This window comes from Microbacterium sp. NPDC056736 (genome assembly GCF_042790415.1).
In the GTDB taxonomy this organism is placed as follows: domain Bacteria; phylum Actinomycetota; class Actinomycetes; order Actinomycetales; family Microbacteriaceae; genus Microbacterium.
The window spans coordinates 176,139-202,587 of the sequence record NZ_JBHTZE010000006.1 but is presented as its reverse complement, the minus strand read 5'-3'; the positions used below and the strand labels follow the sequence as shown (position 1 = coordinate 202,587).

The window sequence follows — 26,449 nt, the reverse complement described above, 5'->3', positions numbered from 1 at the left end:
TCGACGTCGTCGCCCGCGGCCTCTCGTTCTTCCGGACTCGCGAACGCCCGGCGGACGCTAGCCTTTTCGAGGGAGGTGCGATGGGCAAGACCGCAGAGGCGATCGCCGAAGGGGTGTCCATCGCGTCCGCCGCCGCTCGGCTGGCCATCCGCAACCGGATCCTCGTCGAGACGATCGCACACGACGCGCCGTTCGACGTGGCGACGTTCACGCCGTTCGCCCACGAGACGCTGATCGCGCTGGCCGACGAGCAGGACCAGGCGGCCGCGCTCGTGAGGAGCCAGCGCAAGAAGGCCTGGGGCAAGTTCACCGACCCCGACGGCACGCACGACTACCGCGACCGCGACACCCGCAACCTGCGCCGGAGGGGCCGTCAGTACGCCGGCGTCGCCCACGCGCTGCGTCGCATGGCCGACGACCCGCACGTGGTGCGCACGCTCATCGAGCAGTCCCGCGACGCCGCCTGGGGCGACGTCGAGGCCAACCTCCAGCGAAGGCTGCGCGTCGAGGGCATGCGACCAGAGCTCGACCCCGACTACGACCGCATGCGGGCCGCGCGCATGCAGTCGATCCGCCTGGTCGACCTCCCGCGTCTGGCCTCCCACAAGCGCCATCAGGATGCGAAGACGGATGCCGCGCCCTCCGGCCCGACCCCGACTCCCTCTCCGCGCATCTCCGGCATCGACGCCAGCGAGCTCGACTCCTGACGTCAGCGCGACGGCCGGCGAGGGGCGGACACGCCCGGGAATCCGGCATCCTCCCGCCGATTCGCGCCGTGGGTGGCCGTGAGGTATTCTTGACGACGTTGTGCGCTGCTGCGAACGACATGCGCCCGTAGCTCAATGGATAGAGCATCTGACTACGGATCAGAAGGTTAGGGGTTCGAGTCCCTTCGGGCGCGCACTGTGTTGAGACAGTGACCTCGAGAAGAGCGCCGGTTCGCCGGCGCTCTTCTTGTTTCTGCGGTCCATCGCTGGGTTGGCGGCAACGGAGTCAGGATCCGACGATCGAGCGTCGGCGCCGCGCGGTTGATTACTCGGTCGGCGCGAGTGACGGCCACAACGTGGCGACGATGTCTTCCGTGTAACCGTCCGGCGCGAAGTTGGTCCAGTGCGTGGCGACCCAGCCGGTATCCCGGAAGTAGTGCGTCTCTCCCACGGTGGCGTAGAGTTCCCCGTCGACGAAGACGTCCTCCCGGGTCCGGCAGATCGTGCCCTCGGCGTGCTGCTTGCACGTCATCCCGGACTCGACGGCGGCCTGCGCGACTGATGTCGATTGCCCCGAATCCACCATGGTGACGTTGGTCGAGAGTCCGTACTCGGATGCCCCGCCCCAGGTGCACCGGAGAGTCGGGGCCTCTTCGAGTACCTCCCGGCCGGCCGCCAGCTCCGTGGACGGCGTGGTATGCAGGGGATCGTTGAGCGGCGGCGCCGTGGCTGTCAGGTGGGCGAACATCGCGTCGGAGTAGATGTCTGCGCACGCTCCCGGAAGCACCAGGGCGGTCGCCCCATCGTCAGAAGGGGCGGCCGACGAAGAAGGAGTCCCCCTCGGCGGAGGTGGGCTGGATGCGGTCGGCGGGGTGCTGACGGAAGCCTCGGGTGGCGTCGCGCAGGCGGCGAGCGCCACGACGAGGAGCGCCACGCCTGCGAGGGCGGACACGGTGCGTACCGCGTGCCGGTCGATGGTTGCCACGGCGTCTCCCGAAGCTCGAGGGAAGTCCGCGTAGGCCTCGAAGGCATTCGATTGCGCCGCGTCCGCGCCGACCCGCCAGGCGGGGAACGCCCCGACCACCTTCCCGTTTCTCTCGAATGGTTCGGCAGCGGCGGAAGGGATGTCGGTCGACCGTTTGATGATCTCGTTGTCTGCGCTCATACCAAGTAGTGTCCGGATCGGGCCGAGACGGTTCACGATGCATCGTGCTACCGACTGCGGTCGCTCACGAGGGTCCATCGCCGACCCCGGCGATCGTAGGCTGCGGTCCCCTTCGTCCTTGGACATGGCCGGCGACCGCCGTCTGTGACCAGCCCAGGGATCAGATATCCCCGACGTGCCAGGTCGCCCCCCAACCACGACGATCCGCATCCTGGACCTCCCGGTCCTCGGCGTTACAGGTTGATGTGGATGCGGTAGAGGCTGGTGGATGCGGTGATGTAAAGCGTCGTACCGTCCTCGCCGCCGAAGCAGACGTTGGACACGATCTCGGGAAGGGGGATCGCGCCGACACGGGCACCCTCCGCATCGAAGACGACGACGCCGGTGGCGCTGGATGCCCAGACGCGCCCGCGGGCGTCGACGCGCAGGCCGTCGCACACTCCGTCCTCGATCAGCGCGAAGGTCTCTCCCTGATCGCATGCGCCGTCGCGCACGCGGTAGCGGCGGATGTGGCGGGGGACGCCCGGTTGCGTGGCCCCTGCCGTGTCCGACACGTAGAGGACCGTCTCATCCGGTGAGAACGCGAGTCCGTTCGGATGCACCATATCGGTGATCACCGGCCGCAGCTCTCCCATCCGCTCGTCGAAGCGGAACACGAAGCATCCTTCGTACTCGGGCGCCGCGGCGTGTCCTTCGTGATCGGAAAGGATGCCGTAGGGCGGATCGGTGAACCAGATCGCGCCGTCCGAAGCGACCACCACGTCGTTCGGCGAATTGAAGCGCACACCGTCCCACCGATCGACGATCGGCGTCACGACCCCGTCGACGTCGCGCTCGATCCGGCGCAGTCCGTGCGAGCACTGCACGACCCGACCCTCGAGATCGAGGGTCCGACCGTTCGTGAACTCGACTCCGGCTCGATACACGTCTACGCGCCGGGTCGCGGCGTCGAACTGCAGGATCCTGTCGTTCGGGATATCGCTCCAGCGCACGGCTCCAGCATCCGGGAGCCAGACCGGTCCCTCGGCCCACGCCATACCGGTGTACAGGCGCTCCAGCTGTGCACCCGGCTGAATCAGAGGCGTGGTCTCGGTCATTCCAGGGTCAACTCTCCCGGGGGCAGGGCGCAGGCTCAAGACGCAGGCTGAGCGAAGTGCAGAAGGAGCAGCTGCGGACGGCCGGAGACCGCGCGCGCCGCCTCAGGTACGTATGCCAACAGGGACCATGGCCACGCCGGCCAGTCGCCGATCTCGGCGCTCGGCCTCGGCAGCGGCGAATCATCCCAGTGGAGGGCGGGCTCCTCGACGGCGCGCAGCTCGAGTCCCGCGGCGAGCGCGGCCCGAAGATAGTCGCCGAGGGAATGCCGGAATGCCGGGGCTAGGCGGCGCTCGCCGTCGGGTCCCAGACCCTTGATGCCCGAGCCGATCGTGGTGAGCTCGCGATGCACGTCTGAGATGAGGAGCGCGCCACCCGGGCGCAGCACGCGGGCGAACTCGGCGAACACCGGGCCGAGATCGCTGAGGTGGACGAGCGCGAGCGCGCACACGACCACATCGACCGATCGGTCGGCGAGAGGCAGTCGATCGACTGATCCCAGGTGGAGGTCGCCCTCCGGGACACGCTCGCGGGCCAGTTCGAGCATGTCCTGTGACCCGTCGACGCCGATCATGGTGTGGCCGAGGTCGGCGAGGATCCGCGCGAATCGGCCTGTGCCGCACGCGGCATCCAGGGCGACGCCACCCTCGCGGTGCGCCAGCCATTCGGTGATGACCGGCTCGTCGATCGCGAAGAGGCCACCGCCCGCATTCGCGTCGTAATCAGATGCCTGCTGCTGATAGGCGACGTCAGCGGCCACGCGCTCCGCGAGCACCCCGCGATTCTGGAGTTTCCCGTCGGCGAGCAATCGGCGGATCTCGGCGACCCGGTCTTCGACGAAGGCTTGATCGTGGTCACCGGCCCATGCGTCGAGCAGAGCGGACCCTTCGATGCCGAGCAGATATGCAAGAGGGTCCTGGTAGATCACGATCAAGGAGCGTAGCCAGCGCCACGCGCGCAGACCAAGGCACGGCTACTTCCTTCGGGCACCCGTTGAGGGAGATCAACGGCCGCAGCGCACGCGTGTCCGTCGGGTAGCGCGCATACGTATCGATCGCCGGTCGAGGGCCGAGCCGGCGAATCCAGGCAGCCTCCCCAGTGCGGAGCGCCCAGGTGCGAGGCCGTTGAGCATTGCGACTGCCACGGTCGGCGCCAGGGCCCCTCTTCTCGTTTCTGCTGCAGTTCGCCTCCCTTCTTGTTCCTCATGCCGTCCGGCGGGGCCATCGTGAACATCGCGTCGCAGGAAGGCAGCGTGGCGCGGCCCGGCGAGTCGTCGTACGGCATCGCAAAGGCGGCGATGCCGCACATGACCCCGCTGCCATGCGGTCGAGTGGCGGGACCGGGTCAGACGGCCGGTTCCGGCTGCACGACATCCGGGAGTTCGGGGACGAGCACGAGCACGATGTCCTGGACTTTCCAGTCGATCTCGATGCACGCGAGCCGGGCGCTCTCGAGGTGATCCATCGAAGGCGGCTGACCCTCGCGCGGGACGACGAACGCCTCGATGTGGAACACGTGCCCCTCGTCGCGCGTACGGCACCCCGCTTCGGCGACCCACGGCAGTCCGCGAAGGTACTTCTCCACCTCTCGGCCGACGGGGTGCGGCTTCTTGTCGTCGAAGGTGGTCGCGCGCTCATCCATCAGGTCGAGGGTCGCGGCGCGCAGATTGCGGAAGCCGTCGTGGAGGATGCTCCCGGAGATGAAGAGTGCGGCGACGTAGTCGAGCCACCAGAGCCCGATGCCGACGCCGGCGACGCCCACGATGGAACCGGCCGCTGTCATCCAGTCGGCCTTGTTCATGTCGGCGTCGGCGTAGAGCACCTTGTTGTGCAGCTCGCGTGCGAGCTTCAGCTTTGCCCGCCCGATGATGACGGGTGGCACGGCGATGACGGCCATGACGCCGATCATCAGCCACCCGAGCCAGATCACCTGGCCGAACAGCACGACGGTTCCGATCGTCGGGTGCTCGCCGCGGAGGAGCCCCGTACCCGAATCGATGATGAGGAAGGTTCCCATCCCTGTGAGCGCCACCGCGGCCACGAGGTGCCCGACCCCCACCGACCGGTGAAAGCCGTAGGGATGGTCGGGAGTGGGTGGCCTCCGGTTGATCCGTACCGCGATGAGGAAAGCGATCGGAGGGATGAATGACAGCAGGTCTTCGAGCCAGGCGGCCTTCATCGCCTGCGAGTTGCCGAGCACGAGGAACACGAGGATGACACTGACGGCGAGAAAGCCGATCGTGATCCACTCGAGCCGGATGGCCCGATGCAGGACCTGGACCTGCTTCTCAGGCAGCTTGGTCCTGCCGAAGCTGATGCTCATCGCAACCTCGCAGCCTCGTGCGTGAGGAAGGTCTCGAGGCTGGTGAGGAACGCGTTCTCGCCCATCGGGACCAGCATCACGAGCTTGTGCCTCTTCCCGTCCTCGTCGGTGAACTCGCCGTACGGCCTCGTCACGCCCGCTTTGTCCGCCCACGGCGTGGCATCAGTCAGCCCGCCGATCACGAGATCGACATCCTCCCGCTCCAGCGCCCGCACCAGTGCCTCTTCGGAGCCGACCGTCCACTCGATCTCCGCGTCGACCGTCTCGGCGAACGACTCGACAAGCGCAGCCTCTGAGCCGGCCACCGCGTCTCCGGTGACGGAGGTGAAGTCCCCGTTGGGGGACACGCCGACGTTCAGGGTGCCGCCCGACACGCGATCCAATGTGCCTTGGGGATCCGCGGGAACGGCGGCGCATCCGGTCAGCAGGAGCAGCGATGTCGTCAGCGCCAGGACTCTCCACATGACATCACGATAGGCGCGCGCCTACGAAGGCCCGGCGAGGCGCAACGAAGGCGGCGCGATCGTCTCCCCGTCGACCTCATGATGGGGACGATCCCGGCCCGCAGCCGGAAACGACGTCGCGCTGATCCTGGGGCCCCTTCCCTCTGGGCGTGTGCGCCATCATCATGGACCTGTCCGCATCGAGCGATGGAGGTCGAGATGAGCGTGTATCGAGTGATCGATGTCGTCGGCACGAGTGCGTCCTCGTGGGAGGAGGCGGCCCGAGAAGCGATCACCACAGCGTCCGGGTCGCTCCACGACCTGCGCGTGGCGGAGGTCACGAAACAGGACGTCGTGGTCGGCGACGACGGCGCGCTGCTGTTCCGCACCCGGATCCAGCTGTCGTTCAAGTACGCGCCGGAGTAAGCCGGGCGTCACCATCAGGACCCCACGGTCACGACTGTGTTCGGTCATCGTGCGCGCTGTCGCGGTGATCCGCCACGTCCGGCTCCGCCCGCAGCAGGTCGGCGGCCTCCTCCTCGGGCCGAGGAGCGATGGTCTCGTCGAGTTCGATCTCCGGGATGTCCGGCTCGCCGGGCCCGGGCACCCGGTGTGCGGGTACGTGCTCATCGTGGACGGACATCGCAGCCCCCTTCGCGGAAGAAACCCAGCGTACGTCGACGCGCCCCGGCGGAGACGGCGCGCGCTACCTCCGCTGCTCGAAGATCCCTGCCGTGATCGGCACCGCGACCGCGCCGCAGACGATCAGCACGCCGAGCACGAACGCCGGTGCCGAGAGGATCGGCAGCGAGAACGAGATCCCCAACAGCACCATCCCGCCGATGAGCAGGATCAGATAGATGACGAACAGCATGGTCCACCTCCAGAGGTCGATTCCCTCCTGAATACTCCCCGATTCGCTCCGGCGCGAGGGGGGTTGCGTGCGGCCTGGCACGTCGCGTACGGGCGGGCCACAATGACGCCATGAGACTCGTGCAGGTCGCGCAGCACGCCGAGGATCTCGAGCGTGCTGCGGCCTTCTACTCCGCACTGCTCGAAGCGCCTGCAACCGCTGTCTTCGATCCGCCCGGGCTCCTCTTCTTCGACCTCGACGGGGTGCGACTCCTGCTCGATCGCGCGGCCCCACCGTCTCTCCTCTACCTCCGCGTCGACGACGTCGACAGGGCACTCGAGCGGCTCGGGGGTCGCGCGGACGTGGTCTCGCCCCCGCACGTCATCTTCACGCACACCGACGACACGCTCGGGCCCGCCGGGCACGACGAGTGGCAGGCCTTCGTGAAGGACTCCGAGGGCAACACGGTGGGGCTCGTCTCGTTCCGGCCTTCGGCGTGAGTCGACAGACTGCCTCGCGGAATCGCCGTGATGCGCGCATCGTGCTCCTATCGACTCGGTAACGCCCTGCAGATCGCACGGGGCGTGCTTTAGCCTGGTGGCGATGAGCGCCTACGTCTCGGCGTTCGAGCTGTTCTCCATCGGCGTAGGACCCTCGAGCTCCCACACGGTCGGCCCCATGCGGGCGGCCCACGACTTCGCCGTGCGGCTGCGCGCCTCCGGTGCGCTGCCCCGCGTGCGGCGGGTCACCTGCACGCTCTACGGCTCGCTCGGCGCGACCGGCATCGGCCACGGCACGCCGGACGCGGTGGTCGCAGGCCTGCAGGGACACGAACCCGAGACGGTGGATCCGGATGCCGTCCGTGCGGCGTGGAGCGGATGGCCCGACGGCGAGACGCTCGCCGTCGCGGGCGTCCACGCCGTGCCGTTCCGGCGCGACGACGTCGTCTTCGCGCCGCGGACCAGGCTGCCCGCGCACCCGAACGCGATGACGCTGGAGGCGTGGGCATCCGCTGACGACGGCCCGGCACGCGCGCTGAGCGGTCCCGGCATCCGCGAGACCGGCGCGTCCGCCGCGACGGTCGAGATCGAGCCGGTGTCCGGTGCCGGCCTCATCGCCCGCGAGACGTACTACTCGGTCGGAGGCGGATTCATCCGCCGCGAGGGTGACCCGTCGACCGGCGCGGGCGCCACTGCGTCGGCGTCTGTGTACCCGATGGATTTCGACAGCGCCGAGCAGCTGCTGGCGCTGTGCGATGAGCGGGGCCTCACGATCGCCGAGGCCGCCCGCCTCAACGAGACGGCGCTTCGCAGCGAGGAGCAGGTCGCCGAGGGGCTGGACGCCATCTGGGATGCGATGGCCGCCTGCGTCGAGGCCGGTCTGCGCGCCGACGGCGTGCTGCCGGGCATGCTGGGCGTGAAGCGGCGTGCCGCTGCCATCCGCGCACAGCTCGAGACGGCGGAAGCGGACGGTCGCCGCGAACTCCCGGGGGAGTGGCTCGGTGCCTTCGCGCTCGCGGTCAACGAGGAGAACGCCGCCGGTGGCCGCGTGGTGACCGCGCCCACGAACGGCGCCGCGGGGATCGTGCCCGCCGTGGCGATGTACTGGTGGCGCTTCCTCGCCGATTCGGGGCTCGGCGCCGGCAACGCGGTCACCCCGTACAGCGAGCTCGTCGGCAGCGCCCTCCTCGGCTACCACGGGCATGCCGCCGCGCCCGAGGCGGTCGCCGGGTGGGACGAGCGCGAGGTCGCCGAGGCGAACCGTCGCCGCGGCATCCGTCGGTATCTCCTCACCGCGACGGCGCTCGGCTCTCTCTTCAAGGCGAACGCGTCGATCTCGGGGGCCGAGGGCGGCTGCCAGGCGGAGGTCGGGTCGGCGTGCGCGATGGCCGCCGGCGGGCTCACCGCCGTGATGGGCGGCACCAACCGCCAGATCGAGAACGCGGCCGAGATCGCGATGGAGCACCATCTCGGCCTCACCTGCGACCCGGTCGGCGGGCTGGTGCAGATTCCGTGCATCGAGCGCAACGCGATCGCGGCGTCCACCGCCGTCACTGCGGCGCGGCTCGCGCTGCGCGGCGACGGCTCGCACTACGTCTCGCTCGATGCGGTGGTCGAGACGATGCGGCAGACGGGGATCGACATGTCGCACAAGTACAAGGAGACGAGCGAGGGCGGGCTCGCGGTCAACGTCATCGAGTGCTGACGCGTTCGTTCACGGCGAACAGCGGACCTAGCACTCGCACCCCTCGAGTGCTAATCTGTGATTAGTTGAGTCGACTCGACTCAACTCCAAGAACGAGAGGAGACAACCATGGCTACGTATGACCCGTTCCGTGATCTCGATCGTCTGGCGTCGAGTCTCTTCGACACGCGACGCGGCCCGCGCCGCATGCCGATGGACCTGTACCGCGATGGCGACCACTACGTCCTGACCGCCGATCTGCCGGGCATCGACCCGGGATCCGTCGACATCGACGTGGACGGCCAGCTCCTGACCATCCGCGCCGAGCGCACCCTCCACAGCGGCGAAGACGTCAAGTGGATCACCCGTGAGCGCGAGGCCGCGAGCTTCCTGCGGCAGCTCAACCTCGGCCAGGGGATCGACACCGACAGCATCTCCGCCAGCTACAACAACGGCGTGCTGAGCGTCACGATCCCCGTCAGCGAGAAGGCGAAGCCGCGCAAGGTCGAGGTGACGACCGAGGGGTCGTCGCCCACCATCCAGGCGCACGAGTCCACCTCGGACGCGCCGCAGCCCATCGAGCAGTGACCGGCTGAGCCGCGCACGATCGACGGATGCCTCGTCCCCACGCCGGGGACGGGGCATCCCGTCTTTCCGCACGGCCCGGGAGCGAGGCCGCAGCAGCCGGTCCGGGCCCGCTCAGCCTCCGCTGCGGCGGCCGCGGCGGACGCGATCGAGCGTCTCGCCCGCGGCGACTCCGGCGAGCACGACGGAGGCGGCGACGGTGAGCCACAGCGCACCGATCCCGCCCGAGGCCAGCGCCACCGCGCCGACGACCAGCAGCGCCGCGATGCCCGCGAGCTGGGCACGCGCCCACCGCTGCTCGAGCACGCGCCGGAAGAGGACGCAGCCGATCAGGAACAGCAGCGGGCCCAGCAGCACGGCGACCGTGGGCGCGAAGCCGGCTGCCCGCGGATGGGCGAGGGCCTCCTTGTCGCCCACGCTCAGCGCGACGATCCCGCCGATGATGGCGAGGTGGATCCAGGTATACGCCGTCCGCGCGAGGCGGCCGGGCTCGTCGGCCGCCTCGATCGCCTCCGAGCCCAAGCGCTCGCCGTGATCGAAGTAGATCCACCAGATGGCGGCCGCGGCGGCGAACGCCGCCGCCATGGCGATGATGGACTCGGCCGATGACTCCTTCGCCACGAAGGCGAACCCGGTGACCAGGAGCCCCTCGCCCAGGGCGATGAGGACGAACAGGGCCGTGCGCTCGGCGATATGGGGCCCGGAGAGGTCCCAGGCGCCGATGAGCACGCGGCCGCGTCCGGGGACGGGGAAGCCGAGGATGGTGCCGAGGAGCTCCACGGCGAGGGCGGCCGCCCAGAGCGGCAGCTGCCACCACAGCGGCAGCAGTGCCCCGGCGATCCACAGGCCCGCGGCCACAGCCGTCCAGACCAGCACCAGCGTGAAGTCGTGCGACACCTGGCGGTCATGGCGACGCGTCGCCCACACGATGAACGCCGTGCGGCCGATCTGCAGCACGACGTAGGCGAGGGCGAATGCCCACGCCCGCTCGCCGAACGCCTCCGCGATCGCCACGCTCATCACCAGGGCCACGAAGGCGAGGCCGATCACGACGCCGCGCACGGGCAGCGCGACGGGGTCGAGCCAGTTCGTGACCCACGTGGTCGAGACCCACGCCCACCACAGGGCGCACACCATGATCACGCCCTCGAGCAGGCCCGCCGGATTCTGCTGCTCGGCGAGATAGCTCGACAGCTGCGTCAGGGCGAACACGAAGACGAGGTCGAAGAAGAGCTCGACATAGGTGACGCGGTCGGCGCGCGGCGAGTCGGTCGGGCGCATCACATCGCGCGCCAGCCCAAAGGTCATGCCTCATCCTGGCACTGCGGCCCTCGTTCACCGGCTCCCGCGGCCGGTGAAATGCCGGCGGCAGCGGGCCTGATAGGACTCGATGCCGCCGATCTGCGCGAGGGTCGGGATCCTGGCGTCACCGGCATCCGCTGCCGAGATCCGCTGATGGAATGCGGCGTCCTCCCCGCACACGGCGCACACCGCGGTCAGCTTGATCACGTCCTCGGCGATCGCCATCAGCGACGGGAGGGGCTCGAAGGGCTCCCCGTCGAACGTGACGCACAGGCCCGACACCACGACGTCCACGCCGTCGGCGACCAGCCCGTCCACGGCGCCGACGAGCTCGGGACCGAAGAACTGCGCCTCGTCGACGGCGACGAGATCCAGGTCCCTGCCGCGCACGGCGGACACGAGCCCGGCGACGTCGGCGACCGGCCTCGACGCCACGCTGAGTCCCGAATGGGAGCTGACCTGACCCTCGCCGCGCCGATCGTCGAGCGCATGGCTGAGCACCTCGACCGACAGCCCGGCGATGCGCGCGCGGCGGACCCGCCGCAGCAGCTCCTCGGACTTGCCGGCGAACATCGGACCGGCCACCACCTGCAGCCTGGCCTGGTTGCGTGTGTGCATGGCGCCCACCCTACGGCTGCCCGTCCCCGGACGCGGTGCCCGGACTCCGGGCCTGCGTCTCCGGACCTCTTGACGGCGTGGCGCCGCGGGGTCACTGTTCACACGTGATGAATATGCCTGCAGCGGATGCCGTCACGGTGCGCGGGCTGCACGTGAGGCGCGGCACCACCGAGGTCTTCAGGGACCTTCATCTCGAAGTTCCGCGTGGAGAGATCACGGGCCTTCTGGGACCGTCCGGCTGCGGCAAGACCACACTGATGCGCGCGATCGTGGGCGTGCAGAAGGTCGAGGGCGGCACCGTCACCGTGCTGGGGGAGCCGGCCGGATCGGCGGCGCTGCGCCGGCGGGTGTCGTACGACACGCAGGCGGCGTCGGTCTACGGCGACCTCACCATCCGGCAGAACATGCGGTACTTCGCCCGGCTCGTCGGCGCCCACCGCTCGGACGTCGACCGCGTCATCGAGCAGGTCGGGCTCGCCGACCAGCGCGACCAGACCATCGACTCCCTCAGCGGCGGCCAGGAGACGCGGGTCTCGCTCGGTGTGGCGATGCTCGGCGCGCCGGAGCTCCTCGTGCTGGACGAGCCGACGGTGGGCCTGGACCCGCTGCTGCGCGCCGAGCTCTGGGACGTCTTCCGCGCACTCGCCGACGCAGGGGCGACGCTCATCGTGTCGAGTCACGTCATGGACGAAGCGCTGCGGTGCGACCGGCTGGTGCTGATGAGGGCAGGGCGCATCATCGCCGACACGACCCCCGGCGGTCTGCTCGCCGACACCGGAGAGACGGATCCGGATGCCGCGTTCCTCGCGCTCGTCCAGCACGACGCACTGCGGCGGGCGCAGGACACCCCGGCCGACGCCCACGAAGGCCACGCCCTGACCCGCCGTGAGGCACGCCGGAACGCGGACGCGCCCGGGCGACGCGCGAAGGACGGGGGTGCGCCGTGAACGGCACCCTGACCGTCGCGACCGCCGGCCGCGTGCTGCGGCAGCTGAGCCACGACCCGCGCTCGATCGCGCTGATGCTCGTCGCCCCGAGCCTGCTGGTCGGGCTGTTCGCGTGGCTGTTCAGCGATCTGGACGGCGTCTTCGACCAGTTCGGGGGGCCCATCCTGGCGCTCTTCCCGTTCATCGTCATGTTCCTCATCACCTCGATCACGACCCTCCGTGAGCGCAGGTCGGGCACGCTCGAGCGCCTGATGACGACCCCGATCCGCAAGACCGACTTCATCCTGGGGTACGGCCTCGCCTTCGGGCTGATGGCGACCCTGCAGGCGATCGTCACCGTCACCTTCGCGGTGTGGGTGTGCGGGCTCGACGTCGACGGACCGCTCTGGCAACTCGGCCTCGTGGCCGTCGTCGACGCGATCCTGGGCAGCGCGCTCGGACTGTTCGCGAGCGCGTTCGCGCGGACGGAGTTCCAGGCGGTGCAGTTCATGCCGCTGATCGTGTTCCCGCAGATCATCCTCGGCGGACTGTTCATGCCGCGCGAGGACATGCCCGACGCGCTGTACCAGATCTCGAAGGTGCTGCCGCTGAGCTATGCGATCGACACGATCAACGCGGTGACGGCCGGAGACGAGGGATGGGACGTGTTCGCGCCACTGCTCGTCGTGGTCGCGTTCGCCGTCGGTTCGCTCATCCTGGCGTCCCTCACGCTCCGCCGTCGCACACCGTGACGGACCGGCCCGCGGCTCAGCAGCTGGGCTGCTTCTTGCGCAGCTTGGCCGTGAGGTCGCGCAGCTGAGCCAGCTCATCGTCCGAGAGCAGCGACATCCGCTCGGCGATCGCACGTCCGTGCGCGCTCGCGATCCGGCGGAACAGCGATGCACCGGCATCCGTCGCGGTGACGAGCGCTCCGCGGCCGTCGTCGGGATCCGCGCACTTCGTCAGCAGGCCGCGCGTCACCATGCGGTCGACCAGCCGCGAGACGCTGGGCTGGCTGATGAGCATGTTCGCCGTCACGTCGCGCAGGCGCGCGGTCATGTCGGCGGCTCGGGTGACCGTGAGCAGGACGTCGTACTCGGCCTGGCTCAGGCTGTCGTCGTGGAAGTCGTCGTTGATGTCGCCGAACACCTCATGCTGCGCGCGGAAGAGACTCTCCCAGGCGTCGATGGCGAGGCGGCGATCGGTCATAGCGTCCAGATTAGAGCCTCGGGTCGACCCTAGGCTGGCCCCATGGGGACTTCTGCTGCCGTGCCTTCGCGCGCACGGCGACTCGGGATCGCCGGCCTCGCGCTCGCCGTGTTCGCCGGTCTGCTGCTCGCGCTCGCCATGCCGGTACCGGCGCACGCCGGCGTCGACGACTTCTCGTTCGACAGCCTCGACGTCGAGTACCAGCTCGGCCGCACAGGCGACGGCACCAGCACGCTCACCGTCGTCGAGACCTTCGTCGCCCGGTTCCCCGACATCGACCAGAACCGGGGGATGCGCCGCATCATCCCGGACTCGTATCAAGGGGCACCACTGAACCCGCAGCTCGTGTCGATCACCGACGAGAGCGGCGCCGAGCGGGCGGCGGAGACGGAGTCCGAGGACGGGTTCTACATCATGACGTCCCGAGCCGACGGCTACGTGCACGGGGCCCAGACGTACGTCTTCACCTACACGCTCGAGAACGTCACGCGGTACTTCGCCGACACCGGCGCGGACGAGTTCTACTGGGACGTCAACGGCACCGCGTGGCCGCAGCCGTTCGGTCGCGTGACGGCGCGCGTGACGATGCCCGACGAGCTCGCCGCCGCGCGCACCGGCGCACAGGCGTGCTACTTCGGGCAGCAGGGCGACGACCAGACGTGCCCCATCCGCGACGACGCAGGCGCGGTCGTGGCATCCGTCGAGGGTCTTCAGCCGTACCAGACCATGACGATCGCGATCGGGTTCGAACCCGACACGTTCACCGAGTTCGATTCCTCGTACTTCGCGTCGCCGTGGGGCTGGCTGCAGGCCGGCGTCGCGCTGGTGGGCCTCGGGAGCGCGCTCGCGCTCGCGGCGGTCGCGCGCGTCCGTCACCTGCGCGACGATCCGGGGCGACCCGTGATCATCGCCGAGTACACGCCGCCGCGCGGGATCGACGCGCTCGAGAGCGCCGTGCTGCTGGGCCGCACGACCAAGGCGATCCCGGCCGAGGTGCTCGAGCAGGCGGTGGTCGGCAGCATCCGCATCGAGGAGGGTCCCCCGAAGTGGTTCGGCGGCACGCGGCTGAAGGCCGTGCTGGTGAACCCCGCGCTCGCGGACGGGGATGGACGGATGCTGCTGCCCGGCCTCTTCCCCAGTGGCGTGCCGGGGGAGGAGTTCGAGTTCGGCCGCACCGACACCCGGTTCTCCACCACCGCACAGAAGGTGCTCAAGGCGGCCGCCTCGGAGCTCGGGACGCGCGGCCTGCGACGTGCGGTGCCGCTCAAGGCCCGGGTGTGGCCGATCGTCATCGCGATCGGCTCGGCGGTGCTGGTGCTCCTGTTCGGCCTCGGCGCACTCGCCGCCTTCGTGAATCCGTTGTGGCCGATCATGCTGATCATCGCCGCCGCGTTCGTCGCGATCATCGTCGGGGCGATGGTCGCGCGCAGGCCGCTCACCGCCGCCGGGGCCGAGGCGCGCGACCACCTCGGGGGGCTGAAGCAGTTCATCGAGTGGGCAGAGGCCGACCGCATCCGCATGCTGCAGTCGCCGCAGGGCGCGGAGCGGGTTGCGGTCGACATCTCCGATCCGCGTGTGAAGCTCAAGCTCTACGAGACCCTCCTGCCGTACGCGGTCGTGTTCGGGCAGGAGAAGGAGTGGTCGAAGGAGCTCGCGGTCCTCTACGGCGAGGGCAACTCGCCGACCTGGTACGCGGGCACCTCGGGCTTCAACGCCGCGGCGTTCTCGGCGGGCATCTCGACCCTCTCCGCCTCGGCCGCGTCTTCGTCGTCCTCCGGCGGTTCGTCCGGCGGCGGGTCCGCCGGCGGCGGCGGGGGCGGCGGCGGAGGCGGCGGAGTGTGACCCGCATCAACGCTCCTTCGTCGCATTGATCCGGGTCGCGGCAAGAGTAAGGGCCGGTCGGAGAGGCTACCGACCGGCCCTTGTCCCTTGCACCAAGAGTGTCCTGCAATCACATGTCGGCAGCTGCCACAGCAAAACAGTTACCGTGCAAGCACTCTATAACGACCAGGTAACGGTGGCAAGCATTCGTCGTTATGTTTTCGTGATGGATCGCGGCCAGGGGTGGGAGGAAGTGTCCGCACAGGGTGAGGGCCGGTCGGAGAGGCTACCGACCGGCCCTTGTCCCTTGCACCAAGAGTGTCCTGCAATCACATGCCGGCAGCTGCCACAGCAAAACAACTACCGTGCAAGCACTCTATAACGACGAGGTAACAGAGGGAAGCTTTCGCCGTTATCTTCTTGTGATGAATTCGCTGAGAGTGCGGGCCGCGCATCCGCGCCGAGCCGAGCGACGCGGCCCTTGACCACGGCGTCGGGATGTGTACAGTGTGAACATACGCATCCGCACACTGGGAGGTCCCGATGCCGAGCACGACCGACCACGCTCTTCCGCCCGTCGTCGACGCCGAGTCGTGGCGCCGAGAACTCGCCGAGCTCCGTGTCCGCGAGAAGGCAGCCACTCGTGAGCTCGACGCCATCGCCGCGCAGCGGCGGCGCCTGCCGATGGTGGAGCTGCCGGACTACATGCTCGTCGGGAAGGACGGGCCGGTGCGGCTCGTCGACGTCTTCGACGGCAGGACGCAGCTGATCACGTACCACCACATGTGGTTCGAGGGGAAGGAATGGCACTGCCCCGGCTGCACCGGGTACACCTCGCAGTTCACCCGGCTGGAGTTCCTCGAGCCGTACGATGCGCGCTTCGTGATCGTCACGACGGGGCCGATCGACGAGGCGCTGGCCTACAAGGAGAGGACGGGGAACCGGATGGAGTGGTTCTCGACGGCGGACAGCCCGTTCGGCGCCGACATGGATGCGCCGGCCGGCGGCGGGTTCGCGGTGAACGTCTTCCTCCGCGACGGCGACACGGTGTACCGCACGTGGCACACCGACGGCCGCGGCACCGAGCAGCTGAGCCATACCTTCCCGCTCATCGATCTCCTCCCGTTCGGACGGCAGGAGTCCTGGCAGGACTCTCCGGAGGGCTGGCCGCGATCGGACACGTTCGACGGCTGGCTCAGCTCGCAGCAGGTGGCAGAGCTCTACGGAGCCGGCTCGGCCCGTCGCGACTGAGCCTCAAGACGAGGATGCCGCACCCCGCGACTGCGGCCGGGGTGCGGCATCCGTCATCCGAGCGCGCCGATCAGCGCGCGCCGGTCAGTACCAGTCCGTGGCCTGGCTGTGTCCCCACGCGGCGCACGGTGTGCCGTAGGCGCGCTTGATGTAATCCAGGCCCCACGCGATCTGCGTCGTCGCGTTGGTCTGCCAGTCGGAGCCGAAGCTGGCCATCTTGTCGCCCGGGAGCGACTGGGGGATGCCCGTCGCGCCGCTCGAGCCGTTGTAGGCCTGATAGTTCCAGTCGGACTCCTTGTCCCACAGCGAGTCGAGGCACGAGAACTCGCCGTCGCCCCAGCCGTACTGCGACGCCGCCATCTGGCGGGCCGTGGCCTTCGCGCCGTCGACGGTGTTGGCGGCGGCCAGCGCGGCCGCGGCGGCAGCGGCTGCCTCCGCCTGGCGCTGCGCCTCGGCGGCGGCAGCAGCGGCGGCGGCTGCGGCTGCCTCTTCGGCCGCCTTCTTCTCCTTGGCCGCGTCGAGGTGCCCGCGCAGGTCGGCGACGCGCTCCTGCACCTCGGCGGTGACGGCCGTGGCGTCGGCGGCGAGACCGGGGATGAGCAGCATGGGCACGACGTCGAGCTTCGAGAGGCGCTCGGCGGCATCGTGCAGCGCCGACGTCTCGATCGTGGTGTCCTCGACGCCGATGTCGAGACCCGAGGCCTCGATGTCGGCCGTGAGGGCATCGGCCTCGGTCTGCGCGACGCGAGCGGCCAGGAGCGTGCCCTGGGCTTCGACGCGGATGTCGCGGAGGGTCTCCGCGGCGGCATCCGGCGCGGCGGCGGTGGCGATCGCGGTGGCGGCCAGCGGGGCGGCGGCCGCGAGGGCGGGGGAGGCGAGCGTGAGGCCCGCGGTCAGGATGATGCCGAAGGCGGTGCCGGTGGCGACGGCCGGGCCGAAGAGTCGGTGACGGCGGCGGAGGGAGCGACGGGAGGGAGCAGGCGACTGGTGTGTATGCATGGGGAACGTAACGAATCTCTCGGGTATCGCGCCGCGGGTACCGGCGCCCGTGCGCCCTCGGGTCGGACACACAAGTCCCCGAGTCTGCCTCATCCCGTCTGGACGACTCCCGGCCGTTTGCTGAACGGAACCTCAGAGCGCTTTCCCGCAGAAGTGCTGATCCGGACGCCGGAAATCCACCTCTCGCCAGGGGATCAGACAAGAGGGGCGGATGCCGATCCTCCCGGCATCCGCCCCTCCGACGCTTTTCGCTAGACCGTTCGGTGGGCGGCGTAGTACGCGAGCAGGGCGCGGGTCGAGGCATCCTGAGCCGCGATCGCCGACTCGTCGCCCTCGATCGCGGGCGCGATCTGCAGAGCGAGCTGCTTGCCGAGCTCGACGCCCCACTGGTCGAACGAGTTGACGCCCCAGATGACGCCCTGGGTGAAGGTGATGTGCTCGTACAGCGCGACGAGCTGACCGAGCACGGCGGGGGTCAGCGCGGGCGCGAAGATCGACGTGGTCGGCTTGTTGCCGGCGAAGGTGCGGGCCGCCACGAGCGCGCCTGTCGTGCCCTCTGCCTCCACCTCCGCTGCGGTCTTGCCGAACGCGAGCGCCTTCGTCTGCGCCAGGAAGTTCGACAGGAACAGCCCGTGCACGTCCCGGCCGCCGTCCTCGAGCGGGTACGCGGGGTTCGCGAAGGCGATGAAGTCGGCGGGGATCAGCCGTGTGCCCTGGTGGATGAGCTGGTAGAACGCGTGCTGCCCGTTCGTGCCCGGCTCGCCCCAGAACACCTCGCCGGTGTCGGTGGTGACGGGGGAGCCGTCCCAGCGGACCGACTTGCCGTTGGACTCCATCGTGAGCTGCTGCAGGTAGGCGGCGAAGCGGCTGAGCTGCTGGGCATAGGGAAGGACCGCGTGCGACTGCGCGCCCAGGAAGTTCGAGTACCAGACGTTGAGGAGGCCCATCAGCACGGGCACGTTGCGCTCGAGGGGGGTCGTGCGGACGTGCTCGTCGACGGCGTGGAAGCCGGCCAGGAGCTCGCGGAACACGTCGGGTCCGAGCTCGATCATGAGCGACAGCCCGATGGCGGAGTCCACCGAGTAGCGGCCGCCCACCCAGTCCCAGAAGCCGAACGCGTTCACCGGGTCGATGCCGAAGGCGGCGACCTTGTCGAGCGCGGTCGAGACCGCGACGAAGTGGTGGGCGACGGCATCCGTCTTCTGCTCCTCGGTGCCGTCGATCGCCCCGGAACCCTGGAGCCCGGCCCACAGCCAGTCCCGGGCGAGGCGCGCGTTCGTCAGCGTCTCGAGCGTGGTGAACGTCTTCGACGCGACGATGAAGAGCGTCGTCTCGGGGTCGAGGTCCTTCGTCTTGCTCGCGAGGTCGAAGGGGTCGATGTTCGACACGAAGCGGGCCTGGATCCCGGCCGTCGCGTACGGCTCGAGCGCGGCCGAGATCATGACGGGACCGAGGTCCGATCCGCCGATGCCGATGTTGACGATGTGCGTGACCTTCTTGCCGGTCACGCCGTTCCACTGGCCGGAGCGCACCCGGTCGGCGAAGGCGGTCATCGCCGTCAGCACGGACTGGACGTCGGCGTCGATGTCCTGCCCGTCCACGACGAGGGCCGGCTGCGCGCCCGCGGGGCGCCGCAGCGCCGTGTGGAGCACCGCGCGGTCCTCGGTGGTGTTGATGTGCTCACCGGCGATCATCGCGGCGTAGCGCTCGGCCACCCCCGTCTGCTCCGCCAGGCGCACGAGGGCGGCGAGGATCTCGTCGGTGACGAGGTTCTTCGACAGGTCGACGTGGAGGTCGGCCAGCTCGAAGCTGAGACGCTCCGCGCGGCGGGGATCGATCGCGAACCACTCGCGCAGGTCGGGGGCGAACGAGTCGCGGAGGGAGCTGAGCTCGGCCCAGGCGGACGTGGCGGTGGCATCGACGGGAGCAGTCACGCCACTACCGTACTCGCGCCGGTCGGCGGCACGGTTTCGTGTTGCTCACGGCCGGATCGTGTGCGTTGTGAGTCCGGCCTCCCGTCCGTCGGTGCGCTTCCGGGCCACCCGGACGTGGCGCATCCCGCTGCTCGACGGTGTGCCGACGCGATCGTCCGTCGGGGCTCGGTAGCGTTGCGGCGTGGCGGTGAGTCAGTCCCGGAGGGCTCGAGCGGCGCGCCGGCGTGCCCGTCGCGTCGCCGCGGCCGACAACGACCTGAGCGTCCAGGAGTGGCAGGCGCTCCTGGAGGCGTGGGGCGCGTGCGCCTACTGCGGCACGGCAGTGGGCCCGTTCCAGAAGGACTGCGTGCTGCCGATCTCGCGCGGCGGCCGGTACACGTTCGAGAACGTCGTGCCGGCGTGCCGCTCGTGCAACGCGAGCAAGTGCAACGACGAGGTGACGGGGTGGCTGCGTCGCAAGCGTCTGGACGAGCGGGCCTTCCTGCTCCGTCACATCGAGGTGCTGGCCGCGTGGCGGGCATCGGCGACGGTGGTCGAGGCGCCGGCCGACGCGCCGGGGAGCTGACGCGCCGGCACTGAGGCTCCGGAGCGCTCCTGAGCATCGACCCCCGGCCCGCCGGGGTGTGCGAAGCGGCCCGCGCGTCCGGGTCGCGCGGGTCGCTCCGCGGGGATGCCCGCTACTGCGCGGCGTACCCGCCGTCGACGAGGTGGTAGCTCCCGCTGACGAAGGTCGCGGCATCCGACGACAGGAACGCGACGAGGTGCGCGACCTCCTGCGGGTCCCCGAGGCGACCGAGCGCGTGCTTGGCCGCGAGGGCCGCCTGCGCGTCGGCGTCGAGGTTGGCGTCGACGAGCGGCGTGTGGATGAAGCCGGGCCCGACGGCGTTGACGCGCACGCCCTGGGCGCCGTACTCCAGCGCGGCGTTCTTGGTGAGTCCGACGACGCCGTGCTTGGCGGTGACGTACGCCGACGACATCGGGATGCCCACCGAGCCGAGCACCGATGAGATGTTCACGATCGACCCGCCGCCGTTCGCGGCGATGGCGGGGGCCTGCGCCCGCGTGCCGTAGAACACCGCATTCAGGTTGATATCGATGACCATCTGCCACGAGTCGATCGGGTACTCGCCCATCGGCGCTGCCGCGCCGCCGATTCCCGCGTTGTTCACGGCGATCCGCAGCGGGGCCATCGCCTGGGCGGCGTCCACCGCTGCCTGTCCGGCGGCCGGGTCCGCGACGTCGCCCACGAACGCCGCGGCGGTGCCGCCGGCCTGGGCGATCTCCGCGACGACGGCGTCGGCGGCTTCCTGTCGCACGTCGGCGACGAGGACGGCCGCTCCGTTCGCCGCGAGGGTGAGGGCGACCGCCCGGCCGATGCCGGACCCGGCGCCCGTGACGATGGCGGACCGCTCCGCGACATCGTACGTAGCCATGATTACCTCCGTTGGTGGCGTCATCGCGTGGCGCCTGTCACTTTCCGACATGTGTCGGCTATACATGCCCTAACCTACACCTGTCGGAAAACATTCCCGGAGGCCTGATGGATCCCCGCAAGCGACGCAGCCGCGATCGCCTCTTCGCCGCGGCGCTGGACCTCGCCGCGGGAGAGCCCATCTCGCAGCTGACGGTCACCCGCATCGCCGCAGCCGCGCGCGTGCACCGCTCGACGTTCTACGAGCACGCCGACTCGCCGGAGAGGCTCGTCGAGGAGGCGCTCATGGCCGAGCTCGACGCTCTCCGGCGTGAGCTGATGGAGGACCGGTCCGATGCCGCGACCGCCCTCGCGACGGTGACCGAGGGTGTGCTCCGCCACATCCTGCGGCACGCCGACATCTACCGCCGCGAGCTGGCCGGCGGCGGCGGAGCCCTGCACGCCATGCTCAGCCGCCATTTCCGAGGCACCACCGAGACGCTGCTCGCGCGCGGTCGCATCGAGCTCGACCTGCCGGTGAAGGACATGCCCGCCGCGACGGTGTCGGACGCGGCCGCCCGGTTCCTCGCCGACGGCACGGTCGGGGTCATCGGCGGCTGGCTGCGGCATCCGGATCCGCGGGTCGAGGACTTCCTGCGTGTGTACACCGCGCTGCTTCCCGCGTGGTGGCCGCACCGATCGATCGCGTGAACGGCGGAGGACACCGGCGATCGCACCCCGGATCTACTCCTCGGAGACACCTCCGCGGCTGAGGAGCGCGATGCCGTCGAGCACCGCGCGCGTCGTCGCGGCGGCGCCGAGGACGCGGAAGTGGCCGGCCGTCGGCACGACGATGTTCGTCGCGCCGTCCAGCGCGCTGCCCTCGGGGATGTGCGGATCCCAGGGCCCGAAGACCGAGACGATACGGCCGTTCACCGACGCGTCGCGCCCGAGGGTCACGATGGTCTCGTCGTCGGGGCGGAAGGCGCGGATGCTCGGGATCACGAAGAGACCCGCCAGCCGCGACCCGCCGAAGGGGGTCGCCACGGCCACGAGACCCAGCACGCCGAGGGGGCGGCCGTCCTCGGTGGTCGCGGCGGCCGCCGCCGCGGGGTCGCCGCCGGTGGCGGCCTCGACCGCCGCACGCGCCGCCGCGCCCGACGAGACGAGCAGGTGCTTGCCGATGAGCCCGCCCTTGCTGTGCGCCACGAGCACCCGGCCCGCGGGAGGAGGCGGCGTGTCGCTCAGGATCCGGCCCAGGATCTCGGCCGTGTGGGGGACGCCGCGTCGGTTGACGCCGAGGCCGTGCACCACCCGCACCCGGTGCCCCGCGCGGGCGAGGGCGTCGCCGAGGGGGCGCAGGAACGTCCAGTGCTCGTAGACGCCGGGCAGCAGATACACCTCCGGCAGCTCCGGGTCGTCCCGGCTCCACGCGGCCGGAGCGGGGCGGGGACGCCCGATGGCCCACGGGAGCGACAGCACCGCGAGCTGCCGTCGCGCCGCGTAGGCGTAGTCCGCCGCCCACCACAGCCCTCGGCGCACCAGCGAGTGCCGCGCGGTCGGGATCGCCTCGCGAGTGGCCGCCATGCGCGAAAGTCTAGGAGGGTGAAGCGGTGGGGTGGGCCGGTGCCGTGCCCGCGGGTGCGCCCCGGACGCCGGTGATCGCCGCCTCGACGACGTTCGCGGCGAGGGCGTCGATCACGCCCGGCGGCTGCCACCGGACCGGACCGTGCACGGCGATCTCGGCGAATCCGTGCACGGACGACCAGCAGGCCCACTCGGCGTAGGGGCGGCGATCGGCCGACAGCGCGCCGGAGTCGACCATCTCGTCGAGCGTCTGCATCAAGAGCCGGAACGGCGCCACGATCTCGTCGTCCAGCGTGACGATGCCGTCGTTGGCGTGCGTGTCCTGCGTGAAGAAGGCGGTCTCGAACCACCCGTTCTCGGCGCGGGCGAAGTCGATGTAGGCGAGACCGACGCGGCGGAGGCGCTCGATCGCGCGGTCGGCCGGCGCGAGGTCGGCGGGCGCGAGCGCGACGCGGTCGGCGATGGCGCGGGCGAGGGCGAGCTGCGCTTCGGCGGCGACGGCTCGCACGAGGGCGTCGCGGTCGCGGAAATGCCGGTACGCGGCGTTCGGCGACACGCCCGCCGCGCGCGTCGCCTCCCGGAGCGTCACGGCGCCCGGGCCGCCGGTGCGGGCGAGCTGCAGCCCCTCCGCGATGAGCGCACGTCGGAGGTCGCCGTGATGATAGGTGCGCGGTGTGATCATTGCGCCGCCCCGCTCGGGTGTGTACGGTGTGAACATTCCATGTGAACGGTGTCCACATTCACTGTATCGCCCACCCCCAGCCCCCACCGCGAACACGCCGGAGGACCCATGAGCCAGCCGACCCCGGGGCGTGCCGCGCGCTCCGACGAGATGGCGCAGCACACGCCGGGTGAGCGCACGCTGCGCGCGTTCTACCAGGTGCTCGTCAACACCGCGGTGGCCAACGTCACGACGAGCTATCTCTGGTTCGCCCTGACGTTCTGGGTGTACCTCGAGACCCGGTCGGTGCTGGCGACCGCGATCATCGGCGGCTCGTACATGCTCCTGGTCGCCGTGTTCGGCGTGGTCTTCGGCGTGATCGTCGACCGCATGAAGAAGAAGGCCGTGATGCTCCTGTCGAGCGTCGTCACGACGGCCGCCTACCTGGTCGCCGGCGCCCTGTTCCTCGCGTTCCCCGAGAGCACGCTGCTGGACTGGCAGGGGCCGTGGTTCTGGGTGTTCTCGGGCGTGATCCTCCTCGGTGGCGTGGTGGAGAACCTCCGCAACATCGCGCTGTCCACGACCGTGACGCTGCTCGTGCCGGCGGAGCGACGGGACCGGGCCAACGGCCTGGTGGGCGCCGTGCAGGGCATCGCGTTCATGGTGACCAGCGTGTTCTCCGGCCTGTCGATCGGACTCCTCGGCATGGGGTGGACCATCGCGATCGCGATCGCGGCGACCGGCGTGGCGCTCGTTCACCTGCTCTTCGTGCCGATCCCCGAGCGAGGCGTGGCGCACGTCGAGGGCGAGGCGCCGAAGAGCTTCGGCTTCCGCGGCGTCATCCCGGCGGTGATGGCCGTCCCGGGTCTGCTGGCCCTGATCCTGTTCGCCACCTTCAACAATCTCGTGGGCGGCGTCTTCATGGCTCTGATGGACCCGTACGGTCTGACGCTGTTCTCCGTCGAGCTGTGGGGGATCGTGCTGGGCGTGACGAGCTTCGGCTTCATCATCGGCGGTGCGCTGGTGGCCAAGTTCGGTCTGGGCAGGAACCCGGTCCGCACGCTGCTGCTCGTGAACATCGGCATCGCGCTGCTCGGCATGACCTTCGCGATCCGCGAGTGGTGGTGGCTGTACGCCCTCGGGATCCTCATCTTCATGAGCCTGATGCCGATCGCCGAGGCCTCGGAGCAGACCATCGTGCAGCGCGTCGTGCCGTATGACAAGCAGGGGCGCGTGTTCGGGTTCGCGGCGAGCGTGGAGTCCGCCGCGGCGCCCGTGTCGGCATTCATCATCGGGCCGGTCGCGCAGTTCTGGCTCATCCCGTACATGGAGTCGCCGCAGGGGCAGGAGAGGTTCGGCTGGCTCCTCGGCGACGGCGAGGCCCGCGGCATCGCGCTCGCGTTCGTCGGCGCGAGCCTGCTGCTGCTCCTGGTCGTGCTGCTCGCCTTCTTCTCCAAGCCGTACCGCGACCTGTCCGCCGCGTACGCCGCGGCCCCGCCGTCGCTGGCCACCGACGACGGTACGTCGGCCCCCGGCCCGCGCGGCGAGGACGACGGGGCCGGGGGACCGGACCGCACGCTCGACGCGATCGGCGAGGCCGGAGAGGATCTGCGCTCGGGCCTGCGCTGACCGCGCGACGCCTCCCCGGAGGCAGCTCAGAGCTCGGGCGTGCGCGGCGGCACTGTCCGGCGCACGCGCAGAACCTCGAACGCGGACGCCCACGCCAGCAAGGCGGCGTCGTCGTACGCGCGCCCGGCGATCGTCAGCCCGATGGGCATGCCGATGTCCGCCATCGTGCCCATCGGCACGGTCACCGTCGGGATGCCGAGGTGGCGGATCGCGAGGTTCCCGTTGGCGACCCACACCCCGTTGCGCCAGCCGAGATCGGCGGATGCCACGTTCACGTCCATGTCCGCGCGGCCGACGTCGGCGACGGCCGGGAAGAGCACGGCGTCCAGGCCATGCTGCGACATCCACTCCTCGAGGTCGAGGCGGCGGGTCTCCTCGAGACCGCGGATGCCGCGCTCGATCTCGGGGATGTCGGAGAACGACGCGTACGGATGCTCTCGCACCTGTGCCGGGTACGTGGCGATGTCGTCGTCGAAACCGGTGTAGCGGTCGGGAAGCGCACCCTCGGGGTGGGGGAAGATGGCGGCGCCGTCGACGTCATCGAGCCGGTCCAGCGCCGGATCGCCGTTGGCTCGGAGGAAGTCGTCCCATGCCCAGGCCGAGAGGTCGACGATCTCGCGCCGGAGGAACTCCTCGGGCACGAGGCCGCGGGTTCTGATGGTCGGCGCGCCGGGGCGGTCGCCCTCGTAGTTCGTGACCGTGGGGAAGTCGACCTCCACGACCTCCGCGCCGGCGGCCTCGAGGTCGCGGCGCGCCTGCTCCCACAGCGACAGCACCGACGGGCGCGTCTCGATGGGGGTTCCGGTGGGGCCGCCGATGCCCCCGGCGGTCCCCGCCTCGGGGTCGGCGCCGATGTACATGCGCGGCACGCCGAACCGGCGCCCGGCCAGGGCGGCCCGCGCCGCATCTGCGTCGGGCGCCGCCAACGCGGGGTAGGACGCGGGGCGTGCGGCCGAGGCATCCGGGATCTGGATCCAGGGCTGCGCCCGCCAGAAGTCGCCCCGGGTCTCTGGGTCGTCGGCGACCAGGACGTCGAGGACTTCGAGCAGGTCGCGCATCGTGCGGGTGTGCGGGACGACGACGTCCATGGTGGGCACGAGCGGCCAGTTGCCGCGCACCGAGATGATGCCGCGCGAGGGCGTGTAGGCGCACAGCGCGTTGTACGAGGCGGGCGCGCGGCCGCTCGACCAGGTCTCCTCGCCGAGGCCGAAGGCCGCGAACGAGGCCGCCGTCGCGGTGCCCGAGCCGTTGGACGACCCCGAGCCGAACGCCGAGGTGAGGTAGTCGGCGCTGTAGGGGCTCTCGGCGCGCCCGTACACGCCCCGCTGCATGCCTCCGTTCGCCATCGGGGGCATGTTGGTGAGCCCGAGCAGGATGCAGCCGGCGCCGCGGAGGCGCTCGATCGAGAAGGCGTCCCGCTGGGCGACGAGATCCTGGAACGCGGGCGACCCCGCCGCCACGGTGAGACCCTTCGCCATGAACGAGTCCTTGGCGGTGTACGGGATGCCGTCGAGCGGACCCAGCGCGCGGCCTTCGGCGCGACGGAGATCGGATGCCGCCGCCTCGGCCCGCGCGTCGGGGTTGCGCACGACCACGGCGTTGAGGGCGGTCTCGGTGCCCGTGGCGTCGTACGCGTCGATGCGGGCGAGGTAGGCGTCGACGAGCTCCACGCTCGTCACGGCGCCGGACTCGAGGGCCTCGCGGAGCTCGGCGATCGTCTTCTCGACCACGGGGTACATCACGTGTC

General features: G+C 70.4%; 28 protein-coding genes and 1 tRNA gene. 13 read left to right on the top strand and 16 right to left on the bottom strand.

The genetic code is table 11. From position 1 onward, the window contains the following. Positions 1 to 80: 80 nt before the first annotated feature. Together ACFRAL_RS13520 and ACFRAL_RS13515 are read left to right on the top strand one after the other, a co-directional pair. Positions 81 to 707, top strand: coding sequence for an asparagine synthase (locus tag ACFRAL_RS13520; RefSeq protein WP_336394692.1), 627 nt, complete (start codon positions 81 to 83; stop codon positions 705 to 707). A 121-nt stretch (positions 708 to 828) separates the two neighbouring features. Further along, positions 829 to 901: transfer RNA gene (locus ACFRAL_RS13515), tRNA-Arg, on the top strand. Positions 902 to 1,032: 131 nt separating this feature from the next. Here the strand turns inward: ACFRAL_RS13515 and ACFRAL_RS13510 are convergent. The 5 genes from ACFRAL_RS13510 to ACFRAL_RS13490 all read right to left on the bottom strand — a co-directional run bounded on the left by ACFRAL_RS13510 (position 1,033) and on the right by ACFRAL_RS13490 (position 5,753). Then, the gene (locus tag ACFRAL_RS13510; protein WP_378883717.1) at positions 1,033 to 1,872 is read right to left on the bottom strand and encodes a hypothetical protein; all 840 of its coding nucleotides are present in this window, start codon (positions 1,870 to 1,872) and stop codon (positions 1,033 to 1,035) included. Between the two features lie 233 nt (positions 1,873 to 2,105). Beyond that, a complete protein-coding gene (locus tag ACFRAL_RS13505; RefSeq protein ID WP_378883715.1) occupies positions 2,106 to 2,969 on the bottom strand; it encodes an SMP-30/gluconolactonase/LRE family protein in 864 nt (287 codons plus the stop codon). 35 nt (positions 2,970 to 3,004) lie between these two features. After that, on the bottom strand, positions 3,005 to 3,895 hold the full coding sequence (locus ACFRAL_RS13500; protein ID WP_378883713.1) for a class I SAM-dependent methyltransferase: 891 nt from the start codon (positions 3,893 to 3,895) through the stop codon (positions 3,005 to 3,007). A gap of 416 nt (positions 3,896 to 4,311) precedes the next feature. Beyond that, complete coding sequence (locus ACFRAL_RS13495) at positions 4,312 to 5,289, bottom strand: cation diffusion facilitator family transporter (RefSeq protein WP_336394696.1); 978 nt, start codon at positions 5,287 to 5,289, stop codon at positions 4,312 to 4,314. Then, complete coding sequence (locus ACFRAL_RS13490) at positions 5,286 to 5,753, bottom strand: hypothetical protein (protein ID WP_378883710.1); 468 nt, start codon at positions 5,751 to 5,753, stop codon at positions 5,286 to 5,288. Before ACFRAL_RS13490 ends, ACFRAL_RS13495 begins: the two co-directional genes overlap by 4 nt. A 198-nt stretch (positions 5,754 to 5,951) precedes the next feature. On the opposite strand from ACFRAL_RS13490, the gene ACFRAL_RS13485 reads away from it, so the two are divergent. Continuing rightward, positions 5,952 to 6,158 carry a dodecin family protein gene (locus ACFRAL_RS13485; RefSeq protein WP_378883707.1) on the top strand — a complete coding sequence of 69 codons (207 nt, stop codon included), beginning with the start codon at positions 5,952 to 5,954 and terminating at the stop codon, positions 6,156 to 6,158. Positions 6,159 to 6,186: 28 nt separating this feature from the next. Here the strand turns inward: ACFRAL_RS13485 and ACFRAL_RS13480 are convergent, their stop codons facing one another. Further along, the gene (locus ACFRAL_RS13480) at positions 6,187 to 6,375 is read right to left on the bottom strand and encodes a hypothetical protein (protein WP_378883704.1); all 189 of its coding nucleotides are present in this window, start codon (positions 6,373 to 6,375) and stop codon (positions 6,187 to 6,189) included. Positions 6,376 to 6,438: 63 nt separating this feature from the next. Then, entirely contained in the window at positions 6,439 to 6,606 is a 168-nt protein-coding gene (locus tag ACFRAL_RS13475) for a hypothetical protein (RefSeq protein ID WP_336394699.1), read from the bottom strand. 110 nt (positions 6,607 to 6,716) lie between these two features. Here ACFRAL_RS13475 and ACFRAL_RS13470 point away from each other — a divergent pair, with 110 nt between their 5' ends. The 3 genes from ACFRAL_RS13470 (at position 6,717) to ACFRAL_RS13460 (ending at position 9,357) form a co-directional block, all read left to right on the top strand. After that, on the top strand, positions 6,717 to 7,085 hold the full coding sequence (locus ACFRAL_RS13470) for a methylmalonyl-CoA epimerase (protein ID WP_336394700.1): 369 nt from the start codon (positions 6,717 to 6,719) through the stop codon (positions 7,083 to 7,085). 103 nt (positions 7,086 to 7,188) lie between these two features. Further along, the gene (locus ACFRAL_RS13465) at positions 7,189 to 8,790 is read left to right on the top strand and encodes an L-serine ammonia-lyase, iron-sulfur-dependent, subunit alpha (protein WP_378883700.1); all 1,602 of its coding nucleotides are present in this window, start codon (positions 7,189 to 7,191) and stop codon (positions 8,788 to 8,790) included. A 108-nt stretch (positions 8,791 to 8,898) separates the two neighbouring features. Then, a complete protein-coding gene (locus ACFRAL_RS13460) occupies positions 8,899 to 9,357 on the top strand; it encodes an Hsp20/alpha crystallin family protein (RefSeq protein WP_378883698.1) in 459 nt (152 codons plus the stop codon). Positions 9,358 to 9,468: 111 nt separating this feature from the next. On the opposite strand, the gene ACFRAL_RS13455 is transcribed toward ACFRAL_RS13460, so the two are convergent. Together ACFRAL_RS13455 and ACFRAL_RS13450 are read right to left on the bottom strand one after the other, a co-directional pair. Then, positions 9,469 to 10,662 carry a low temperature requirement protein A gene (locus ACFRAL_RS13455; RefSeq protein ID WP_378883696.1) on the bottom strand — a complete coding sequence of 398 codons (1,194 nt, stop codon included), beginning with the start codon at positions 10,660 to 10,662 and terminating at the stop codon, positions 9,469 to 9,471. Between the two features lie 27 nt (positions 10,663 to 10,689). Continuing rightward, positions 10,690 to 11,274: a thymidine kinase gene (locus ACFRAL_RS13450; RefSeq protein WP_378883694.1), complete on the bottom strand. Its 585-nt coding sequence runs from the start codon at positions 11,272 to 11,274 to the stop codon at positions 10,690 to 10,692. A gap of 107 nt (positions 11,275 to 11,381) precedes the next feature. On the opposite strand from ACFRAL_RS13450, the gene ACFRAL_RS13445 reads away from it, so the two are divergent. Beyond that, the gene (locus tag ACFRAL_RS13445) at positions 11,382 to 12,221 is read left to right on the top strand and encodes an ABC transporter ATP-binding protein (RefSeq protein WP_378883856.1); all 840 of its coding nucleotides are present in this window, start codon (positions 11,382 to 11,384) and stop codon (positions 12,219 to 12,221) included. Further along, a complete protein-coding gene (locus ACFRAL_RS13440; protein WP_378883692.1) occupies positions 12,218 to 12,952 on the top strand; it encodes an ABC transporter permease in 735 nt (244 codons plus the stop codon). Before ACFRAL_RS13445 ends, ACFRAL_RS13440 begins: the two co-directional genes overlap by 4 nt. Before the next feature lie 16 nt (positions 12,953 to 12,968). On the opposite strand, the gene ACFRAL_RS13435 is transcribed toward ACFRAL_RS13440, so the two are convergent. Beyond that, positions 12,969 to 13,409: a MarR family transcriptional regulator gene (locus tag ACFRAL_RS13435; protein ID WP_336394706.1), complete on the bottom strand. Its 441-nt coding sequence runs from the start codon at positions 13,407 to 13,409 to the stop codon at positions 12,969 to 12,971. Between the two features lie 42 nt (positions 13,410 to 13,451). Between ACFRAL_RS13435 and ACFRAL_RS13430 the strand changes: the two genes are divergently transcribed. Both ACFRAL_RS13430 and ACFRAL_RS13425 read left to right on the top strand, forming a co-directional pair. Then, positions 13,452 to 15,251 carry a DUF2207 domain-containing protein gene (locus ACFRAL_RS13430; RefSeq protein WP_378883688.1) on the top strand — a complete coding sequence of 600 codons (1,800 nt, stop codon included), beginning with the start codon at positions 13,452 to 13,454 and terminating at the stop codon, positions 15,249 to 15,251. A gap of 522 nt (positions 15,252 to 15,773) precedes the next feature. Continuing rightward, positions 15,774 to 16,481: a DUF899 family protein gene (locus tag ACFRAL_RS13425; RefSeq protein ID WP_336394708.1), complete on the top strand. Its 708-nt coding sequence runs from the start codon at positions 15,774 to 15,776 to the stop codon at positions 16,479 to 16,481. A gap of 84 nt (positions 16,482 to 16,565) precedes the next feature. Here the strand turns inward: ACFRAL_RS13425 and ACFRAL_RS13420 are convergent, their stop codons facing one another. Together ACFRAL_RS13420 and pgi are read right to left on the bottom strand one after the other, a co-directional pair. Then, positions 16,566 to 17,480, bottom strand: coding sequence for a phospholipase (locus tag ACFRAL_RS13420; protein WP_378883685.1), 915 nt, complete (start codon positions 17,478 to 17,480; stop codon positions 16,566 to 16,568). Between the two features lie 251 nt (positions 17,481 to 17,731). Continuing rightward, positions 17,732 to 19,414 carry a glucose-6-phosphate isomerase gene (gene pgi, locus ACFRAL_RS13415; protein ID WP_378883682.1) on the bottom strand — a complete coding sequence of 561 codons (1,683 nt, stop codon included), beginning with the start codon at positions 19,412 to 19,414 and terminating at the stop codon, positions 17,732 to 17,734. A gap of 181 nt (positions 19,415 to 19,595) precedes the next feature. Between pgi and ACFRAL_RS13410 the strand changes: the two genes are divergently transcribed. Beyond that, positions 19,596 to 19,979 (top strand): HNH endonuclease, encoded by a 384-nt coding sequence (locus tag ACFRAL_RS13410; RefSeq protein ID WP_378883680.1) that lies wholly within the window; start codon positions 19,596 to 19,598, stop codon positions 19,977 to 19,979. Between the two features lie 112 nt (positions 19,980 to 20,091). On the opposite strand, the gene ACFRAL_RS13405 is transcribed toward ACFRAL_RS13410, so the two are convergent. Further along, on the bottom strand, positions 20,092 to 20,847 hold the full coding sequence (locus ACFRAL_RS13405; RefSeq protein WP_378883677.1) for an SDR family NAD(P)-dependent oxidoreductase: 756 nt from the start codon (positions 20,845 to 20,847) through the stop codon (positions 20,092 to 20,094). 107 nt (positions 20,848 to 20,954) lie between these two features. Here ACFRAL_RS13405 and ACFRAL_RS13400 point away from each other — a divergent pair, with 107 nt between their 5' ends. Then, a complete protein-coding gene (locus tag ACFRAL_RS13400; RefSeq protein ID WP_378883675.1) occupies positions 20,955 to 21,536 on the top strand; it encodes a TetR/AcrR family transcriptional regulator in 582 nt (193 codons plus the stop codon). Between the two features lie 33 nt (positions 21,537 to 21,569). Here ACFRAL_RS13400 and ACFRAL_RS13395 read toward each other — a convergent pair whose 3' ends face one another. Both ACFRAL_RS13395 and ACFRAL_RS13390 read right to left on the bottom strand, forming a co-directional pair. Next, positions 21,570 to 22,412 (bottom strand): hypothetical protein, encoded by an 843-nt coding sequence (locus tag ACFRAL_RS13395; RefSeq protein WP_336394714.1) that lies wholly within the window; start codon positions 22,410 to 22,412, stop codon positions 21,570 to 21,572. Between the two features lie 10 nt (positions 22,413 to 22,422). Next, a complete protein-coding gene (locus tag ACFRAL_RS13390) occupies positions 22,423 to 23,094 on the bottom strand; it encodes a TetR/AcrR family transcriptional regulator (protein ID WP_336394715.1) in 672 nt (223 codons plus the stop codon). 108 nt (positions 23,095 to 23,202) lie between these two features. Here ACFRAL_RS13390 and ACFRAL_RS13385 point away from each other — a divergent pair, with 108 nt between their 5' ends. Next, positions 23,203 to 24,702, top strand: coding sequence for an MFS transporter (locus ACFRAL_RS13385; protein WP_378883671.1), 1,500 nt, complete (start codon positions 23,203 to 23,205; stop codon positions 24,700 to 24,702). A gap of 26 nt (positions 24,703 to 24,728) precedes the next feature. Here ACFRAL_RS13385 and ACFRAL_RS13380 read toward each other — a convergent pair whose 3' ends face one another. Next, the gene (locus tag ACFRAL_RS13380; protein ID WP_378883853.1) at positions 24,729 to 26,441 is read right to left on the bottom strand and encodes an amidase; all 1,713 of its coding nucleotides are present in this window, start codon (positions 26,439 to 26,441) and stop codon (positions 24,729 to 24,731) included. Positions 26,442 to 26,449 lie beyond the last annotated feature (8 nt).

Bases quoted from the DNA above. Each gene is read 5' to 3' on its own strand.
- ACFRAL_RS13520 (WP_336394692.1), top strand. From the start codon at position 81: ATGGGCAAGACCGCAGAGGCGATCGCCGAAGGGGTGTCCATCGCGTCC.
- ACFRAL_RS13510 (WP_378883717.1), bottom strand. From the start codon at position 1,872: ATGAGCGCAGACAACGAGATCATCAAACGGTCGACCGACATCCCTTCC.
- ACFRAL_RS13505 (WP_378883715.1), bottom strand. From the start codon at position 2,969: ATGACCGAGACCACGCCTCTGATTCAGCCGGGTGCACAGCTGGAGCGC.
- ACFRAL_RS13495 (WP_336394696.1), bottom strand. From the start codon at position 5,289: ATGAGCATCAGCTTCGGCAGGACCAAGCTGCCTGAGAAGCAGGTCCAG.
- ACFRAL_RS13490 (WP_378883710.1), bottom strand. From the start codon at position 5,753: ATGTGGAGAGTCCTGGCGCTGACGACATCGCTGCTCCTGCTGACCGGA.
- ACFRAL_RS13485 (WP_378883707.1), top strand. From the start codon at position 5,952: ATGAGCGTGTATCGAGTGATCGATGTCGTCGGCACGAGTGCGTCCTCG.
- ACFRAL_RS13480 (WP_378883704.1), bottom strand. From the start codon at position 6,375: ATGTCCGTCCACGATGAGCACGTACCCGCACACCGGGTGCCCGGGCCC.
- ACFRAL_RS13475 (WP_336394699.1), bottom strand. From the start codon at position 6,606: ATGCTGTTCGTCATCTATCTGATCCTGCTCATCGGCGGGATGGTGCTG.
- ACFRAL_RS13470 (WP_336394700.1), top strand. From the start codon at position 6,717: ATGAGACTCGTGCAGGTCGCGCAGCACGCCGAGGATCTCGAGCGTGCT.
- ACFRAL_RS13465 (WP_378883700.1), top strand. From the start codon at position 7,189: ATGAGCGCCTACGTCTCGGCGTTCGAGCTGTTCTCCATCGGCGTAGGA.
- ACFRAL_RS13460 (WP_378883698.1), top strand. From the start codon at position 8,899: ATGGCTACGTATGACCCGTTCCGTGATCTCGATCGTCTGGCGTCGAGT.
- ACFRAL_RS13455 (WP_378883696.1), bottom strand. From the start codon at position 10,662: ATGACCTTTGGGCTGGCGCGCGATGTGATGCGCCCGACCGACTCGCCG.
- ACFRAL_RS13450 (WP_378883694.1), bottom strand. From the start codon at position 11,274: ATGCACACACGCAACCAGGCCAGGCTGCAGGTGGTGGCCGGTCCGATG.
- ACFRAL_RS13445 (WP_378883856.1), top strand. From the start codon at position 11,382: ATGAATATGCCTGCAGCGGATGCCGTCACGGTGCGCGGGCTGCACGTG.
- ACFRAL_RS13435 (WP_336394706.1), bottom strand. From the start codon at position 13,409: ATGACCGATCGCCGCCTCGCCATCGACGCCTGGGAGAGTCTCTTCCGC.
- ACFRAL_RS13430 (WP_378883688.1), top strand. From the start codon at position 13,452: ATGGGGACTTCTGCTGCCGTGCCTTCGCGCGCACGGCGACTCGGGATC.
- ACFRAL_RS13425 (WP_336394708.1), top strand. From the start codon at position 15,774: ATGCCGAGCACGACCGACCACGCTCTTCCGCCCGTCGTCGACGCCGAG.
- ACFRAL_RS13420 (WP_378883685.1), bottom strand. From the start codon at position 17,480: ATGCATACACACCAGTCGCCTGCTCCCTCCCGTCGCTCCCTCCGCCGC.
- ACFRAL_RS13405 (WP_378883677.1), bottom strand. From the start codon at position 20,847: ATGGCTACGTACGATGTCGCGGAGCGGTCCGCCATCGTCACGGGCGCC.
- ACFRAL_RS13400 (WP_378883675.1), top strand. From the start codon at position 20,955: ATGGATCCCCGCAAGCGACGCAGCCGCGATCGCCTCTTCGCCGCGGCG.
- ACFRAL_RS13395 (WP_336394714.1), bottom strand. From the start codon at position 22,412: ATGGCGGCCACTCGCGAGGCGATCCCGACCGCGCGGCACTCGCTGGTG.
- ACFRAL_RS13390 (WP_336394715.1), bottom strand. From the start codon at position 23,094: ATGATCACACCGCGCACCTATCATCACGGCGACCTCCGACGTGCGCTC.
- ACFRAL_RS13385 (WP_378883671.1), top strand. From the start codon at position 23,203: ATGAGCCAGCCGACCCCGGGGCGTGCCGCGCGCTCCGACGAGATGGCG.
- ACFRAL_RS13380 (WP_378883853.1), bottom strand. From the start codon at position 26,441: ATGTACCCCGTGGTCGAGAAGACGATCGCCGAGCTCCGCGAGGCCCTC.